Origin of the sequence: Streptomyces sp. UH6 (assembly GCF_013421635.1) — a bacterium.
Lineage (GTDB): Bacteria > Actinomycetota > Actinomycetes > Streptomycetales > Streptomycetaceae > Streptomyces > Streptomyces abyssomicinicus.
On the sequence record NZ_JACADT010000035.1, the window covers coordinates 1 to 16,583 of the forward strand.

Consider the following 16,583-nt stretch of genomic DNA (forward strand, 5'->3'; position numbering starts at 1 on the left):
TCGGACAGGCGCGCGATGTGCGCCCGGCAGGTGCGCACGCTGATCCCGAGCCGCTCGGCGATCGCGGCGTCCTGGTGCCCCTCCGCCAGCAGCGCGGCGATCGACCGCTCCCGGTGCGAGACCCCCGGCACACAGTTCTCCGGCGCCGGCACCGGCGACCCCACCGGCACCGCCAGCCGCCACAGCCGCTCGAAGACGGTCGCCAGGTAGTCCACCAGGGCCGGCTGCCGCAGCTCCAGCGCCAGCGTCCGCCGCGAGTTGGCCGGCACGAACGCGACCGTGCGGTCGAAGAGGATCAGCCGCTCCGGCACCTCGTCCAGGGTGCGCGCCTCCACGGCGTCGCCCATCAGGTCCAGGTAGCCCAGCAGGCCCTGCCCGTGGCGGGCGACGTGGGTGTACAGGTCCCGCATCCGCACGCCCCGCCGCCGCAGCTCCATGGCGCGCGGCAGGCCCTCGCTGAGCTCGTGCTCGGGCCGGATGCCGCCCGGCTGCACGGTGAGCACCTCGGTGGTGCAGGCGGCGGAGGCCTCGTCCATCGCCGCCTGGATCCGCGGCAGCCCGTCCAGCACCCGGATCGAGGACACGCCCCCGGCGGCGCCGGCGGTGTCCGCGGGGCGGAGCCGGCCGCCGAGTCCGGCGTACCGGTCGGCGGCCGTGAGCGCGGAGCCCATCCGCCGGTGCGCCTCGTCCATCTCCTGGCACAGCTCACGCAGCAGCCGCGTCATGACCTCCTGCGGGGCCGTCGGCAGCAGCCAGGCCAGGTCGTCGGGGTCGGGGTGCAGGAGCGCCAGGTCGAGCAGGCAGGGCACCGCGTCCGCCTCCCGCCGCGGCACCCGACCCCTGCGGACGGCCCGGGAGTACACCCGGTCGCCCTCCTCGCAGAGACGCTCGGGACCGTGCGGGTGCCCCTGGTGCGCGCGGACGGCGGCAGCCTCACCGGTCATCCATTTCTCCACCCCCGGTAGCCACTCCTGTTCGCAGCGCCACTATGCGCGGCCGTGGACCCGTGCCGCAATACGCAACCGGCCCCGATGGGCATCGGGGCCGGTCGGTGTCGGGAGGCGTCAGAGCAGCTTGGCGGCCTGGCAGGCGGCCTGGAGCTTCGGCGTGCAGATGTCGTCCACCGTGTGGATGCCGTCGGCGACGATGGTCTTCTTGATGTTGTCCCGGGTCAGTTCGACCACGGGGACGAGCGCCGCCGGGATGTCCTTGTGGGTGGGGCTGCTCACCGAGTCACGGGTCAGCGCGTCGAACTGGATGTCGTGACCGCGGACCTTCGCGACGGCCATCTCGGCCGCGGCCTCGGCCTCGTTCGGGTACGGCTTGTACACCGTCATGTACTGCTCACCGGTGATGATGCGCTGCACCGCCTCGAGGTCGGCGTCCTGGCCGGTGATCGGCGGCATGTCGGTGACTCCCGCCGCCTTCAGCGCCGCCACCACACCGCCGGCCATGCCGTCGTTGGCGGAGAGCACACCGTCGATCTCCTCGGCGCCGACCGCCTCGATGGCCTCGGCCATGTTCTTCCGCGCCTGCTCCGGGTCCCAGCCGTCGGTGTCGTACTCCTTGACGACGTCCTGGCCGGTCAGCTCGCCCTTCGCGCCTTCCTTGAACATCGCGGCGTTCGGGTCGGCGGGCGAGCCGTTCATCATCACGATCTTGCCGCCGGGCGCCGCCTCGGCCAGGGAACGGCCCTGGACCTCGCCCACCACGGTGTTGTCGAAGGACACGTACGCGTCCACCGGGCCCTCGGCCAGCCGGTCGTAGGCGATGACCGGGATGCCCGCCTCCTTGGCGTTGGTCACCTCCGGGGCGACCTTCTTGGCGTCCACCGGGTCCACGACGATGATGTCGATCTCGTCCTCGACCATCGCGCGCATCTGGCGGTTCTGCTCGGCCTGGTCGCCGTTGGCGTTGGCGTAGCGGACCTTGCCCTTGTCCTCGGTGAGCTCCTCGACCTTCGCCTGGAACATCGGGAAGTCGAACAGCTCGTACCGGGCGATCTTCTTCTCCGGCATCAGCAGGCCGATGGTGATGTCGTTGGGATCGGCCAGGTCGCCGCCGTCGTCCGTCCCCTGGCCGCTGCCACACGCGGCGAGCGACAAGGACAGCGTGACGGCGGCCACGGATATGGCATAGCGACGCATTCGGGAGCCCACTTCTGCGTTCGGGTTCAGGGCGCCTCACGACGATCCGGCCGGCACGTCAAGGTCGGGACGGCGCGAAGCGGAATCGGCCGTTGCCGTGACCGGAGTGGTGTTCTGCGGCTCGTGTGATGACAGAGCGGAATCATAGCCAGTGCGCCTTCACACGTCTCCCTGGGTGCCCCATGGATCCGGCTCCAAGATCACACACGAGCGGCACAACCTCTCCGGCCTCCCATGAGTCATGTCTCACGGCCGTCCTGACGGACGGCCCCCGACGGACCCCCAGGAGTTCCCCGACCGTGAACCGCACATCCCCGGCCCGTGCCGCCACCGCCGCCGCGGTGGTCCTCGCCACCACCGGTGGCCTGCTCGGCGCGGCGGCCACCGCCTCGTCGGCGGCGGTGACCTGCGCCTCCCCCGTGTTCAAGCGGCAGTTCTTCGCGAACACCTCCTTCTCCGGCACGCCGAAGAAGACCGACTGCGACAGCAAGATCGACCAGAACTGGGGAACCGGGGCGCCCACGTCCGGCCTGCCCAGCAACAACTTCGGCGTCCGCTGGTCGGTGACCCGCGACTTCGGCTCCGGCGGTCCCTTCACCTTCACCGCGTCCTCGCGTGACGGCATCCGCCTCTACCTCGACGGGGTCCGCAAGGTCGACCTCTGGAAGAACGTCTCCACCACCGTCTCCAAGACGGTCAACCTCACCATCCCCTCGGGCAAGCACTCCCTGCGGATCGACTTCGTCAACTGGACCGGCTCCGCGAACGTCAAGTTCGCCTACACCCCGCGCACCACGGCGAGCGTGGACAAGGTCAAGCCGCTGACGCCGGGCGGCGCGGCGCTGACGTACGACACCGGCACGTACCGGGCGAAGCTGTCCTGGACGAAGAGCCCGGAGATGGACCTCGCCGGCTACCAGGTCTTCCGCCGTGTCCAGGGCGGCTCCTACCCGGCGAAGCCGCTGGCCACCACGACGTCCACGTCGTACACCGACACCCCGCCCAAGGACGGCAAGCTCTACTACTACGAGGTCCGCGCCTACGACAAGGCGGGCAACGTCTCCTCCGGCACCGCCGACAAGGGCGTCACCACGGTCGACCGCACCGGCCCGGCCGCGCCCTCCGGGCTCGTCGCGGCGACCGACCTGTACGGCGTCCAGCTGCACTGGAACGCGGTCCCGGACGCCACCCGCTACGAGGTGCTGCGGCAGGACCCGCAGACCGGGGAGCGGACGAAGGCGGGCGAGGTCACGGGCCGGACCACTCTCCTCGACCAGGCCCACTTCTCCGGGACCTACCTGGTGCGCGGCTACGACGCCGCGGGCAATCCGGGCGCCCTCTCCGCCCCCTCCGTCGCCGACGGCGTCGACCGCACCCCGCCGGCCGCGCCCTACGGGCTGAAGGCCCTGGTCCGTCCCGGCGCGGTCTTCCTGACCTTCCGGACGCCGGAGCTCCCGCTCCGGGACGAGCTCGACAACGACGCACGGGTGTACGTGTACCGGACGCACGGGACGGGGGCGGACGCGGAGACCGTCGAGGTCCGGTGCAACGACGACGACGTCACCTACCTGGACGCCCCGTACAGCACGGACGACGGCGAGATGACCTTCAGCTGCGTCGACACGTCCGTGGCTCCCGACAGCACGTACACCTACACGACGGGCGTCACCGACGGCCGGGGCAACCCCTCCGCCCGGTCCACGCCGGTGACGGTGTACACCAGCGACCGCACCCCGCCGGCCCCGCTCACCGGCCTGACGGCGACGCCCCGCACCGACGGCGTGCTGCTGAAGTGGGACGTGCCGGACGACGACATCGCGTCCTACCGCGTCATGCGCGGCCTCACGGGCGAGGACGGCACGGTCCGGTGGCAGGAGGTCTCCTGCACGCACGTGAACGGGTTCCTGGGCGCCAGGCTCTGCCCGGGCCTCCCGGACGGGGAGACGGCCCTCTACTCGGTCCGTGCCGTGGACGAGTTCGGCAACGTGCTCGCGGCGGACGACCCGGGCGTCGCCACCGTGACCGTCACCGAACTCGTCGTGCTGCCCGGTGACCCGGTCGTCACGGCGTCCGGCCCGCTGACCTCGAGCCCGCGCACCGGCGGTCCCGGCGTGGTCCCGGCGACCTGGTTCTGCTCGGGCGTCGCCGACTGCGCGGAGATCACCACGTACCGGGTGAGCCGCTGGGACGGGGACTCCTACCAGTACCTGGGCAGCGTCGCGGGCGGCACGCAGAGCTGGATCCGCTACGACGACGCCACGCAGCCGGCCGGCACCGTCAGCTGGTACGAGGTGGTCGGCGTCCGCGCGGACGGCACGGAGCTCCCGGCCGTCCACACGTACGCCGTCCGGTACGACCAGGACTGAGCCGCGCCTCCGTCCGTCCGCGCGCACCGCGCACACGGCGAAGGGGCCGGAGGACCTCACGGTCCTCCGGCCCCTTCGGGCTTCCGGCCTTTACGGGCTTCCGCCGCGCGCCCGCGCGCACCGCTAGGAATCGCGCCGCGTCGGCGGGCGCCAGACCACCAGCGCGCTGGTGCGGGCCGCCTCCTGGTACGGAACCAGGTCCCGCCGGTAGGAGGCGTGCACCGCCGCCTCGCGGGCCCGGATCGTCGCCGCCGCGCCCTCGACCGCGGACTGGAGTTCCGCGACGCGGGACTGGAGGGCGGCGACCTGGTTCTCCAGCTCGATGATCCGCTTGATCCCCGCCAGGTTGATGCCCTCGTCCTGCGACAGCTGCTGCACCTGGCGGAGCAGCTGGATGTCGCGGGCCGAGTACCGCCGGCCGCGCCCGGCCGTGCGGTCCGGGGAGACCAGGCCGAGGCGGTCGTACTGCCGCAGGGTCTGCGGGTGCAGGCCGGACAGCTGGGCCGCCACCGAGATGACGTAGACCGGGGTGTCCTCGGTCAGTTCGTACGGATTGCGCCGACGGCCGTCCATCTCGTCATGCTCCCTTCGCGGCTTCGAACAGCTCCGCTCGCGGGTCCTCCCCCGCGGTCGCCTCGCGGTACGCCTCGAGTGCGTCCCGAGCCTTCCCCGACAGGTCCTTGGGAACACTCACCTCGACGGTGACCAGGAGGTCGCCGCGGGTGCCGTCCTTGCGGACCGCGCCCTTGCCGCGGGCGCGCATGGTGCGCCCGTTGGGCGTGCCCGGGGGCAGCTTCAGGGTGACCGGCGGGCCGCCCAGGGTCGGCACGCGGATGTCGCCGCCCAGGGCGGCCTCCGGGTACGTCACCGGCACGGTCACCGTCAGGTTGTCGTCCTTGCGGCCGAAGACCGGGTGCTTGTCCACGTGGACGACCACGTACAGGTCGCCCGCAGGGCCGCCCCGCTCGCCGGGCGCGCCCTTGCCGCGCAGGCGGATGCGCTGACCGTCGCTGACCCCGGCGGGGATGCGGACCTGCATCGTGCGCGAGGACTTGGCGCGGCCGGAGCCCTTGCAGACCTCGCAGGGGTTCTCCGCGATCAGGCCGCGGCCCTTGCAGTCCGGACACGGGTCGGTCAGCGAGAAGCCGCCGCCCGAGCCGCGGGCCACCTGCCCGGTGCCGACGCAGGTCGGGCACACCCGGGGCGTGCCGTTCTTGTCGCCGGTGCCCGAGCATGCCTTGCAGGCCGCCTGGCTGGACATCCGCAGCGGAACGGTCGCGCCGTCCACCGCCTCGGTGAAGCTGAGCGTCACCTCGGACTCGATGTCCTGCCCGCGCCGCGGCTGCGTGCGGGCGCCGCCCGGCGCGCCGCCGCGGTTGCCGAACAGGCCCCCGAAGACGTCACCGAGCCCGCCACCGCCGCCGAAACCGCCACCGCCGCCGCCGGCCCCGCCCTGGGCGCCCCCGAAGAGGTCGCCCAGGTCGAAGTTGAACGTTCCTCCGGCAGCACCCGGACCCGGACGGAAGCCGCCGTTGCCGAAGAGCTGGCGGGCGTCGTCGTACTCCTTGCGCCGCTTGGGGTCGCCGAGCACGTCGTTGGCCTCGGAGATCTCCTTGAAGCGCTCCTCGGCCGCCGCGTTGCCCTTGTTGGCGTCCGGGTGGAACTCGCGGGCGAGCTTCCGGTACGCCTTCTTGATCTCGGCCTCGGTGGCGTCCTTCGGGACGCCGAGAACCTTGTAGTAGTCCTTCTCGATGAAGTCCTTGGTGCTCATCCCCGACGTCCCTCCTTCCGTCCGTCACCGGCGCGCCGGTCAACGGCGCGCCGCCTCACGTCAGCCCTCGTCCGGGCCACCGTTCTCCTTGTTCTCGCCCGCGTCGGCGGACTCGGCCTCCTCGGACGTGGCGTCCTCGGAGCCGGACTCCTCCCCCTGGACCGTCTGCGCACCCGGCTGCGGCTCGGCCACGGCCACCCGCGCGGGGCGGATGATCCGGTCGCCGATCTTGTACCCGGGCTGCAGAATGCCCACGCAGGTCGTCTCGGTGACGTCCGGCGCGTAGGAGTGCATCAGCGCCTCGTGGATCGTCGGGTCGAAGGGCTCGCCCTCCTTGCCGAACTGCTGGAGGCCCATCTTGGCCGCCACCGTCTCCAGCGACTCGGCCACCGACTTGAAGCCGCCGACGAGTTCGCTGTGGTCACGGGCCCGCCCGATGTCGTCGAGCACCGGCAGGAGCTCGGTCAGGAGGTTCGCCACGGCGACCTCCCGGACCGCGATCCGGTCGCGCTCGACCCGACGACGGTAGTTCTGGAACTCCGCCTGGAGCCGCTGGAGGTCCGCGGTGCGCTCGGTGAGCGCGGTGCGGGCCTGGTCCAGCTGTGCCGTCAGGCCTGCGGTCTGAGCCGCGTCCCCGGCCGGGGCCGCCGGCTCCTCCTTGGCGGAGGAGCCGGCGGCCTGCGGCTCGGCGTCTTCGGAGCCGGTGCCGGAGGGGACGTCGGGCTTCTCGTCAAAACCCGGGGTCTCCTCCGTCACGCGGCACCGTCCTTGCGCTCGTCGTCGACGATCTCGGCGTCCACGACGTCGTCGTCGCCGGCCTTGGCGTCGCCGCCGTCGGTGGCGCCGCCGGCCGCCTGGGCGCCCTGGGCGTCGGCGTACATGGCCTGGCCGAGCTTCTGCGAGACCGCCGCGACCTTCTCGGTGGCGGTGCGGATCTCCGCGGCGTCCTCGCCCTTGAGCTTCTCCTTCAGCTCGGCGACGGCGCCCTCGACCTCGGTCTTCACGTCCGCCGGGACCTTGTCCTCGTTGTCCTTGAGGAACTTCTCGGTCTGGTAGACGAGCTGCTCGCCCTGGTTGCGGGTCTCGGCGGCCTCGCGGCGCTTGTGGTCCTCCTCCGCGTAGCGCTCGGCCTCCTCACGCATGCGGTCGACCTCGTCCTTCGGCAGCGAGGAGCCGCCGGTGACGGTCATCTTCTGCTCCTTGCCCGTGCCCAGGTCCTTCGCGGTCACGTGCATGATGCCGTTGGCGTCGATGTCGAAGGAGACCTCGATCTGCGGGACGCCGCGCGGGGCCGGCGGGAGGCCGGTCAGCTCGAACATGCCGAGCTTCTTGTTGTACGCGGCGATCTCGCGCTCGCCCTGGTAGACCTGGATCTGCACGGACGGCTGGTTGTCCTCGGCCGTCGTGAAGATCTCGGAGCGCTTGGTCGGGATCGTGGTGTTGCGCTCGATCAGCTTGGTCATGATGCCGCCCTTGGTCTCGATGCCGAGGGACAGCGGGGTGACGTCGAGGAGCAGGACGTCCTTGACCTCGCCCTTGAGGACACCGGCCTGGAGCGAGGCGCCGATGGCGACGACCTCGTCCGGGTTCACGCCCTTGTTGGCCTCCTTGCCGCCGGTCAGCTCCTTGACGAGCTCGGCGACGGCGGGCATGCGGGTCGAACCACCGACGAGGACGACGTGGTCGATCTCGCTGAGCGCGATGCCGGCGTCCTTGATGACGTTGTGGAACGGAACCTTGCAGCGCTCCAGCAGGTCCGAGGTCAGCTGCTGGAACTGGGCGCGGGTGAGCTTCTCGTCCAGGTGCAGCGGGCCCTCGGCGGACGCCGTGATGTAGGGCAGGTTGATCGAGGTCTCGGTGGACGAGGACAGCTCGATCTTGGCCTTCTCGGCGGCCTCGCGCAGACGCTGCAGGGCCATCTTGTCCTTGGCCAGGTCCACGCCGTGGGCGTTCTGGAACTGCTTGACCAGGTAGTCGACGACGCGCTGGTCCCAGTCGTCACCACCGAGGTGGTTGTCGCCGTTGGTGGCCTTCACCTCCACGACGCCGTCGCCGATCTCCAGCAGCGAGACGTCGAAGGTGCCGCCACCGAGGTCGAAGACCAGGATGGTCTGGTCGTCCTTGTCGAGGCCGTACGCCAGCGCGGCCGCGGTGGGCTCGTTGACGATGCGCAGGACGTTCAGGCCCGCGATCTCGCCGGCCTCCTTCGTCGCCTGACGCTCGGAGTCGTTGAAGTACGCCGGGACGGTGATGACCGCGTCGGTCACCTTCTCGCCCAGGTAGGCCTCCGCGTCCCGCTTCAGCTTCTGCAGGATGAACGCGGACATCTGCTGCGGGTTGAAGTCCTTGCCGTCCAGGTTGATCTTCCAGTCGGTGCCCATGTGGCGCTTGACCGACCGGATGGTCCTGTCGACGTTGGTGACGGCCTGGCGCTTGGCGACCTCGCCGACGAGCACCTCGCCGTTCTTGGCGAAGGCGACGACGGACGGCGTGGTCCTGGCGCCCTCGGCGTTGGTGATGACGGTGGGCTCACCGCCCTCCAGAACGCTGACGACCGAGTTGGTCGTACCCAGGTCGATGCCGACCGCACGTGCCATGGTGATCTTCCTCCAGCTGACTTGAGTGGAACAGGCTCAAGTGTGCCGCATCCTCCCGACAGAGGCAACAGACCTGAGTCGATTGGACTCAACTTTACGGAGGCGAGGTCCGCATGGCGCGTCAACAGGCCGGAGAACGGGCCCGGACGACGGCCGGCGACGGGCATCAGAGGGATGCGGCGAGGGCGCGGGGAAGGGCGGACGCCCCTCCGCCCCTGCCCGGGGAGATACTGAGGTAACCCTCAGCGACGCAGATCACCGCTCCGGCGGCTGCGGGGCGGCGCAAGATATGGATACTCTCGAACGGACTGGATAAGTTACCGCTTAGTAATAGCGGTCCAGCTCGGTTCAGCCGCCAGTCGCTCAGTCGTAGACCTCGCAGGCCCGAGGAGCCTCCCATGCAACTCGCCGCGATCATCGTGTCGCTGGTCCTGACCGTGGTGGGCGTTGCGCTGCTCGCACGCGCCGTCGGTCAGTTCGTCCGGTATTTCAGGCTCGGCCAGCCCGTGCCCGCGGGTACCCGGACCGACAACCCCTACCAGCGCAGCGTGACGCTGGTGAAGGAATTCCTCGGCCACACGCGGATGAACCGCTGGGGAATCGTGGGCTTCGCCCACTGGTTCGTCGCCGTCGGCTTCTTCTCGCTGGTGCCCACCCTCATCACCGCGTTCGGCCAGCTCTTCAAGGCCGACTGGGCCATCCCGTTCATCGGGCACTGGACGCCGTTCGAGATGTTCGTCGAGTTCATCGGCACGATGACGACGCTCGGCATCCTGACGCTGATCGTGATCCGGCAGCTCTCCAAGGCGACCCGCCCCGGCCGCAAGTCCCGCTTCGCCGGGTCCAACGCCGGCCAGGCGTACTTCGTCGAGACGGTCATCCTGACCATCGGCCTCGCGATCATGATGCTGCGCGGCCTCGAGGGCGCCCTGCTGGACATCCCGCACTACGAGCCCGCGTACTTCGCCTCGTACCCGCTGGTCCTGGCCTTCGACGGGCTGAGCGTCCCGACGCTGCAGAACCTGATCTACCTCTTCGCGATGATCAAGATCGGGACGTCCTTCATCTGGATGATCGTGGTCTCGCTGCGGACGGACATGGGTGTCGCCTGGCACCGCTTCCTGGCCTTCCCCAACATCTGGTTCAAGCGCAACGCCGACGGCTCCACCGCGCTGGGCGCCCTCCAGCCGATGACCTCCGGCGGCAAGGAGATCGACTTCGCCGACCCCGGTGAGGACGACGTCTTCGGCGTCTCCCAGGTCGAGCAGTTCTCCTGGAAGGGCCTGCTGGACTTCTCCACCTGCACCGAGTGCGGCCGCTGCCAGTCGCAGTGCCCCGCCTGGAACACCGGCAAGCCGCTCTCGCCGAAGCTGCTGATCATGTCGCTGCGCGACAACATGCACGCCAAGGCCCCGTACCTGCTGGCCGGCGGCGGCAAGACCATGGAGGGCGAGGAGAAGGCCTCCGAGGAGCAGCTCAAGGACGTTCCCGCGGCCGCCCTCGCGGAGGCCGAGCGCCCGCTGATCGGGACGCTCGAGGAGAACGGCGTCATCGACCCGGACGTCCTGTGGTCCTGCACCACCTGCGGTGCCTGCGTCGAGCAGTGCCCGGTGGACATCGAGCACGTCGACCACATCGTCGACATGCGCCGCTACCAGGTCATGATCGAGTCCGCGTTCCCGTCCGAGGCGGGCACGATGCTCAAGAACCTGGAGAAGAAGGGCAACCCCTGGGGCCTGGCGAAGAAGCAGCGCCTGGAGTGGCTCAAGGAGGTCGAGTTCGAGGTCCCGGTCGTCGGCAAGGACATCGAGGACCTCACCGAGGTCGAGTACCTCTACTGGGTCGGCTGCGCCGGCGCCCTGGAGGACCGCGCCAAGAAGACCACCAAGGCCTTCGCCGAGCTGCTGCACATCGCGGGCGTCAAGTTCGCCATCATGGGCGGCGACGAGAAGTGCACCGGCGACTCCGCCCGCCGCCTCGGCAACGAGCCCCTGTTCCAGGAGCTCGGCATGGAGAACGTCATGGCGCTGAACATGGCGTTCGGCGAGGAGATGGACGACGACGGCAAGGTCACGGCCGAGTCGAAGAAGCCGAAGTCCGCGAAGAAGATCGTCGCGACCTGCCCGCACTGCCTCAACACGATCGGCAACGAGTACCCGCAGCTCGGCGGTGACTACGAGGTCATCCACCACACCCAGCTGCTCCAGCACCTGATCGACGAGGGCAAGCTGATCCCGGTCACCCCGGTCGAGGGTCTGATCACCTACCACGACCCCTGCTACCTGGGCCGCCACAACAAGATCTACACGCCCCCGCGCGAGATCATCGCCAACGTCCCCGGTCTGCGGAACGAGGAGATGCACCGCCACAAGGAGCGCGGCTTCTGCTGCGGCGCCGGCGGCGCGCGGATGTGGATGGAGGAGCGGATCGGCAAGCGCATCAACAACGAGCGCGTCGACGAGGCCCTCTCCCTCAACCCGGACATCGTCTCCACCGCCTGCCCGTTCTGCCTGGTCATGCTGACCGACTCGGTCAACGGCAAGAAGAACGACGGCAAGGCCAAGGAGTCGATCCAGGTCGTGGACGTCGCCCAGCTCCTGCTGGAGTCCGTCAAGACCCCCGGCGACCCGGCGGGCGAGGCGGAGACCGAGGAGGCGCCGGAGCCGCAGCCGGCGCAGTAGCGGTCCCTCTTCCGAAGGTCCCGAAGGTCCCGAAGGTCCCGAAGGCCGGGGCCCGGCCGAGCACCACGCCCGGCCGGGCCCCGGCCTCGTTCGTCCGCCCGTCTCCGCGCCGCCGTGCGCGCGACACCCCTCGTACAACCATCGCCGGTCCACGGCGGTCGTGTAGGTCACCCGGCCCTGAGGCCGGAACGTCGCCGCGGGGCGGTGGCCGTCGTGGTGCCGTCACTGCCGTACCCAGGGGGAGCCGCACATGAACCGAAGGACCCGCACCGCGCTCGCGACCGTCGTGGCGGCCGCGCTCACCGGGGGCCTGCTCGCCCTCGCCGGGCCGGGCGCCGTCGCCGCGGACGCCGTGGCGGTCGCGCACGCCGACTTCAACGGGGACGGCGTCGGCGACATCGCCACCCCCTCGGCCTCGACCGTGGCCGGCCACCACACGGCCGGTCAGGTCGTGATCGTCTACGGGGTGAGGGGCACCGGCCTCACGGCCACGAAGCGGACCGTGATCGGCCAGGACACCCCGGGGGTCCCCGGCACCGTCGAGTCCGGCGACCGGTTCGGCTGGAGCACCGCCCACGCCGACTTCGACGGCGACGGCTACGACGACCTCGCCGTCTCCTCCGACGCGGAGGACGTGGGCGACGTGGAGAACGCCGGGATGGTCACCCTCCTCTGGGGCTCCGCCGCCGGACTCAGTGGCAAGGGCGCCGTCACGCTCGAGAACCCCTCCCCCACCCGGTTCGCCCGCTGGGGCCACCAGCTGGCGGCCGGCGACTTCGACGGCGACGGCCGGCAGGACCTGGTCGTCGCGGACGACTCCAGCACCATGGTCGTGCTCCGGGGCGGCATCACCAGGTCCGGAACCTCCGGCGACCGGCGGCCGGTGCCCACGCCGCTCACCTCGGGGTACCCGTGGAGCCTCACGGCGGGCGACGTCGACGGGGACCACCGCACCGACCTGCTCGTCAACGGCTTCGTCCCCGAGGCCGACGAGCCCTTCTACGGCCTGCCCCGCAACTTCCTGCTGCCCGGTTCGCCAACGGGGCCGGACGCCTCCGCCGCCCGGGAGCTGCGGCCCGGGCGGTACAGCGCCGTCGGCGACATCGACCGCGACGGTCTCGCCGACGTCGTCAGCGGGATGCCGGCGGACGAGTGGACGGACGGCGAGCACATGCCCTACGCCACCCAGGGCGGACAGGTCTGGATCACCTACGGCACCGCGGACGGCACCGGGCGGGTGCAGGCCGTCGGCCAGGGCACCCCCGGCGTGCCCGGCACCGCCGAGGACGGCGACCGGTTCGGCAGCTCCGTCGACCTCGGCGACATCGACGGCGACGGCTACCTCGACCTGGCGGTCGGGGCGCCCGGCGAGGACGTGGGCACCCTCAAGGACAGCGGCAGCGTCGTCGTCCTCCGCGGCGGCCCCGCAGGCCTCACCACGACCGGCGCCCGCACCTTCCACCAGGACACCGCGGGCGTGCCCGGCACGGCCGAGGCCTACGACTGGTTCGGCACGGACGTGAAGCTGGACGACGTCAACGGCGACGGCCGGGCCGACCTGACCGCCGGCAGCGGCGAGAACGACGGCAACGGCAGCATCACCTACCTGCCCTCCGACGGCGGCGCGCTCACCGGCACCGGCTCCCGCTCGCTCTCCCCGACCGCCCTGGGCGTCCCGACGGCGGACGAGCCGGCGATCGGCGAGCGGTTCACCGACTGACGGGGCCGACGCACCCGTTCACTCCTCGCTCACCTTCCGTACAACCATTCGCACGCGTCGCCGGTCTTGATCGCCGTCCGGACGATCGTGCCGGACGTCCTCTGCGCGGAACGGCCCCCGAACCGGGCCCTTCCGCCGGCCATGGAGAACACACATGCACCGTAGGACCCGCACCACACTCGCGACCGTCGCCGCCGCCGCGGTGACCGGCGGGCTGCTCACCTTCACGGCCGCCTCCACCGCCGTCGCGGTCGACGGCACGGTGGCCTCGCAGGCCGACTTCGACAACGACGGCATCGGCGACGTGGCCACCTCGGCCTCCGGGGCGTACGTCGGCGGCAAGAGCCAGGCCGGCCAGGTGGTCGTCGCCTACGGCGCGCAGGGCACCGGCCTGACCGCCGCCAAGCGGTCCGTCATCAGCCAGGACACCTCCGGCGTCCCGGGCGGCGCCGAGGCCGGCGACGCGTTCAGCAGTGACACCGCCTACGCCGACTTCGACGGCGACGGCTACGACGACCTGGCGGTCGGCGCGCCCGGCGAGGACCTCGGCAGCGACAAGGACGGAGGCATGGTCACCATCCTCTGGGGTTCCGCCGCCGGTCTCACCGGCAAGGGCGCCGTAGAGATCGCCGACCCGGCCGCCGGCTCCCACGACCAGTGGGGCCGCCTGCTCTCGGCCGGCGACTTCGACGGCGACGGCCGGCAGGACCTGGCCGTCGCCACCACCAAGAACAAGCTGTACGTGTTCAAGGGCGGCATCTCCCGGACCGGCGCCTACGGCAGCCGCCAGACGGTCCAGGCGCCGATCATGGCCGACGACACGCCGTACAACCTCACCGCGGGCGACGTCAACGGCGACGCCACCACCGACCTGGTGGTCAGCGGCCTCGAGCCGGTCGACGGCTGGACCCGCAACTTCCTGCTGTTCGGCGGCGCTTCCGGCCTGGACGCCTCCAGCTTCCAGGAGCTGCGCCCCGGCGTCATCAGCGGCATCGGCGACATCGACAACGACGGCTTCGGCGACGTCGTCAGCGGCGCCAGCTGGAACGCGGTCGAGAACGGCGTGACCGTCCCCTACGCCGCCAAGGGCGGCAAGGTCTGGATCACCTACGGCAGCGAGTACGGCGTCGGGACGGTCCAGGGCATCACCCAGGACACCTCCGGCGTCCCCGGCTCCAGCGAGACCAACGACATGTTCGGCTGGGAGCTGGACCTCGGCGACGTCAACGGCGACGACTACCTCGACCTGGTGATCGGGGTGGCCGGCGAGAACATCGACAGCTTCACCGACACCGGCTCCGTCCTCGTGCTCTACGGCACCGCCGACGGCATCACCGGCACCGGCGCGCAGTCCTTCCACCAGGACACGGCGGGCGTCCCCGGCGGCAACGAGAAGTACGACATGTTCGGCATGGACGTGAAGCTGGACGACGTCAACGGCGACGGCAGGGCCGACCTGGCCGTCGGCAGCGGCGAGAACGACGGCAACGGCAGCATCACCTACCTGCCCTCCGACGGCAGCAGGATCACCGCCACCGGCTCCCGCTCGATCTCCCCGACGGCGCTCGGCATCGCCACCACCGGCCGGCCCCTGGTCGGCGGCAACTTCGCGGACTGACCCACCGGTCGACCGTCCCCGGGGGCCGGGCGCCGCAGTGGCGTCCCGGCCCCCCGGGTGTTTACCGATCCGTTATCCGACATCCACAACTTCCGTACAACCATTCCCGCCCGTGTCAGGTCTTGATCACCGCCGGCCACGCTTGGCCGGCCTTGTTCTCCCGGGGACGCTTCACCAGCTCCCCGCGTGGCATTGGGGAATCCACATGCACAAGAAGACCCGCACCGCCCTCGCGGCGGTGGCCGCGGCAGCGCTGACCGGCGGGCTGCTGACCTTCGCCGCCTCCACGGCCGTCGCCGCGGACGGCACCCTGGTCGCCAAGGCCGACTTCAACAAGGACAAGAAGGGCGACATCGCCACGACCGCCGCCTGGGCCCACGTGGGCGGCAAGGCGAGCGCCGGTCAGGTCGTCGCCCTCTACGGCACCAGCACGGGCGTCAACTCGACCAAGCGCACGGTGATCAGCCAGGACACCTCCGGCGTCCCGGGCGCGGCCGAGGTCGACGACCTGTTCGGCTACGAGACGGCCTACGGCGACTTCAACGGCGACGGCTACGACGACCTCGCGGTCGGCGCGCCCGGCGAGGCGACCACCGCCGGCGAGTACGCCGGATCGGTCACCCTGCTCTGGGGCACCGCCTCGGGCATCACCGGCACCAGTGCCGTCACCATCAAGGACCCGGCCGCCGGCGCGGACCGCATCTGGGGCTACACCCTGGCCGCCGGCGACTTCGACGGCGACGGCAGGACGGACCTGGCGATCGGCGGGGCCGACACCACCCTGTTCGTCTACAAGGGCGGCTTCACCAAGACCGGCGGCACCGGCGGCTACTACGCCGTCGACCTCCCGCTCTACGAGGGCGCGTGGAAGCTGCACGCGGGTGACGTGAACAACGACCGGGCCACCGACCTGGTCGTCAACGGCGACGCCCTGCCCGACCTCGACGCCCCGACGGAGGAGCTCGAGAGCTACGTCCCGGAGCAGAACACCCTGCTCTTCGGCAGCGCCTCCGGCCTCACCGCCGCGGGCCACCAGTCGCTGCGTCCGGGTCTGATCACCAGCATCGGCGACATCAACGGCGACAAGTTCGGCGACATCGTCAGCGGCTTCAGCTGGAACGCGGTGGAGGGCGGCGAGACGATCCCCTACGGCGCCAAGGGCGGCAAGGTCTGGATCTCCTACGGCTCGGCCACCGGCGTCGGCAAGATCGCCGGCATCACCCAGGACACCTCCGGCGTCCCCGGGTCCTCCGAGACCGACGACGGCTTCGGCGCCTCCCTGGACCTCGGCAACGTCAACGGCGACGCCTACCTCGACCTGGTGGTCGGCGTGCCCGGTGAGGACGTCGACGGTGTGGACGAGACCGGCTCCCTCGTGGTGCTCTACGGCACCGCCTCCGGCATCACCGGCACCGGCGCCCAGTCCTTCCACCAGGACACGGCCGGCGTCCCCGGCGGCAACGAGTGGGGCGACTGGCTCGGCATCGACGTCAAGCTCGACGACGTCACCGGTGACGGCAAGGCCGACCTGATCGCCGGCTCCGACGAGAACGGCAACGGCGCGGTGCTCTACATGCCCGCCTCCGGCTCCAAGATCACTGCGACGGGTTCGCGCTCGATCTCCCCGACCTCGGTCGGCGTCTCCACCGCCGAGTACCCGGGCTTCGGCTGGACCTTCGCCGA

At 71.0% G+C, this 16,583-nt stretch carries 11 protein-coding genes; 5 read left to right on the forward strand and 6 right to left on the reverse strand.

All coding sequences use genetic code 11. The annotated features are described in order from the left end of the window. A partial coding sequence (locus tag HW445_RS04655; protein WP_180219753.1) for a helix-turn-helix transcriptional regulator occupies window positions 1–944 on the reverse strand: 944 nt, incomplete at its 3' end. A gap of 120 nt (window positions 945–1,064) precedes the next feature. Next, window positions 1,065–2,147 (reverse strand): sugar ABC transporter substrate-binding protein, encoded by a 1,083-nt coding sequence (locus HW445_RS04660; protein WP_180219754.1) that lies wholly within the window; start codon window positions 2,145–2,147, stop codon window positions 1,065–1,067. A gap of 299 nt (window positions 2,148–2,446) precedes the next feature. Between HW445_RS04660 and HW445_RS04665 the strand changes: the two genes are divergently transcribed. After that, window positions 2,447–4,513 carry a PA14 domain-containing protein gene (locus HW445_RS04665; protein WP_308798326.1) on the forward strand — a complete coding sequence of 689 codons (2,067 nt, stop codon included), beginning with the start codon at window positions 2,447–2,449 and terminating at the stop codon, window positions 4,511–4,513. Between the two features lie 123 nt (window positions 4,514–4,636). On the opposite strand, the gene HW445_RS04670 is transcribed toward HW445_RS04665, so the two are convergent. Genes HW445_RS04670 through dnaK form a run of 4 tightly spaced genes read right to left on the reverse strand, consistent with a single transcriptional unit; the run spans window position 4,637 to window position 8,881 of the window. Beyond that, a complete protein-coding gene (locus HW445_RS04670) occupies window positions 4,637–5,086 on the reverse strand; it encodes a heat shock protein transcriptional repressor HspR (RefSeq protein ID WP_180219756.1) in 450 nt (149 codons plus the stop codon). A 4-nt stretch (window positions 5,087–5,090) separates the two neighbouring features. Beyond that, window positions 5,091–6,284 (reverse strand): molecular chaperone DnaJ, encoded by a 1,194-nt coding sequence (dnaJ, locus tag HW445_RS04675; RefSeq protein ID WP_180219757.1) that lies wholly within the window; start codon window positions 6,282–6,284, stop codon window positions 5,091–5,093. A 60-nt stretch (window positions 6,285–6,344) separates the two neighbouring features. Beyond that, window positions 6,345–7,040, reverse strand: coding sequence for a nucleotide exchange factor GrpE (gene grpE / locus HW445_RS04680; RefSeq protein WP_180219758.1), 696 nt, complete (start codon window positions 7,038–7,040; stop codon window positions 6,345–6,347). Then, window positions 7,037–8,881: a molecular chaperone DnaK gene (gene dnaK / locus HW445_RS04685; RefSeq protein ID WP_180219759.1), complete on the reverse strand. Its 1,845-nt coding sequence runs from the start codon at window positions 8,879–8,881 to the stop codon at window positions 7,037–7,039. The genes grpE and dnaK overlap by 4 nt, the downstream gene beginning before the upstream one ends. Window positions 8,882–9,279: 398 nt before the next feature. On the opposite strand from dnaK, the gene HW445_RS04690 reads away from it, so the two are divergent. The 4 genes from HW445_RS04690 to HW445_RS04705 all read left to right on the forward strand — a co-directional run. Next, the gene (locus HW445_RS04690; RefSeq protein WP_180219760.1) at window positions 9,280–11,562 is read left to right on the forward strand and encodes a (Fe-S)-binding protein; all 2,283 of its coding nucleotides are present in this window, start codon (window positions 9,280–9,282) and stop codon (window positions 11,560–11,562) included. 250 nt (window positions 11,563–11,812) lie between these two features. Then, a complete protein-coding gene (locus tag HW445_RS04695) occupies window positions 11,813–13,282 on the forward strand; it encodes a VCBS repeat-containing protein (RefSeq protein ID WP_180219761.1) in 1,470 nt (489 codons plus the stop codon). Window positions 13,283–13,436: 154 nt separating this feature from the next. After that, window positions 13,437–14,900: a VCBS repeat-containing protein gene (locus HW445_RS04700; RefSeq protein ID WP_180219762.1), complete on the forward strand. Its 1,464-nt coding sequence runs from the start codon at window positions 13,437–13,439 to the stop codon at window positions 14,898–14,900. Between the two features lie 205 nt (window positions 14,901–15,105). Then, a partial coding sequence (locus tag HW445_RS04705; RefSeq protein ID WP_180219763.1) for an FG-GAP-like repeat-containing protein occupies window positions 15,106–16,583 on the forward strand: 1,478 nt, incomplete at its 3' end.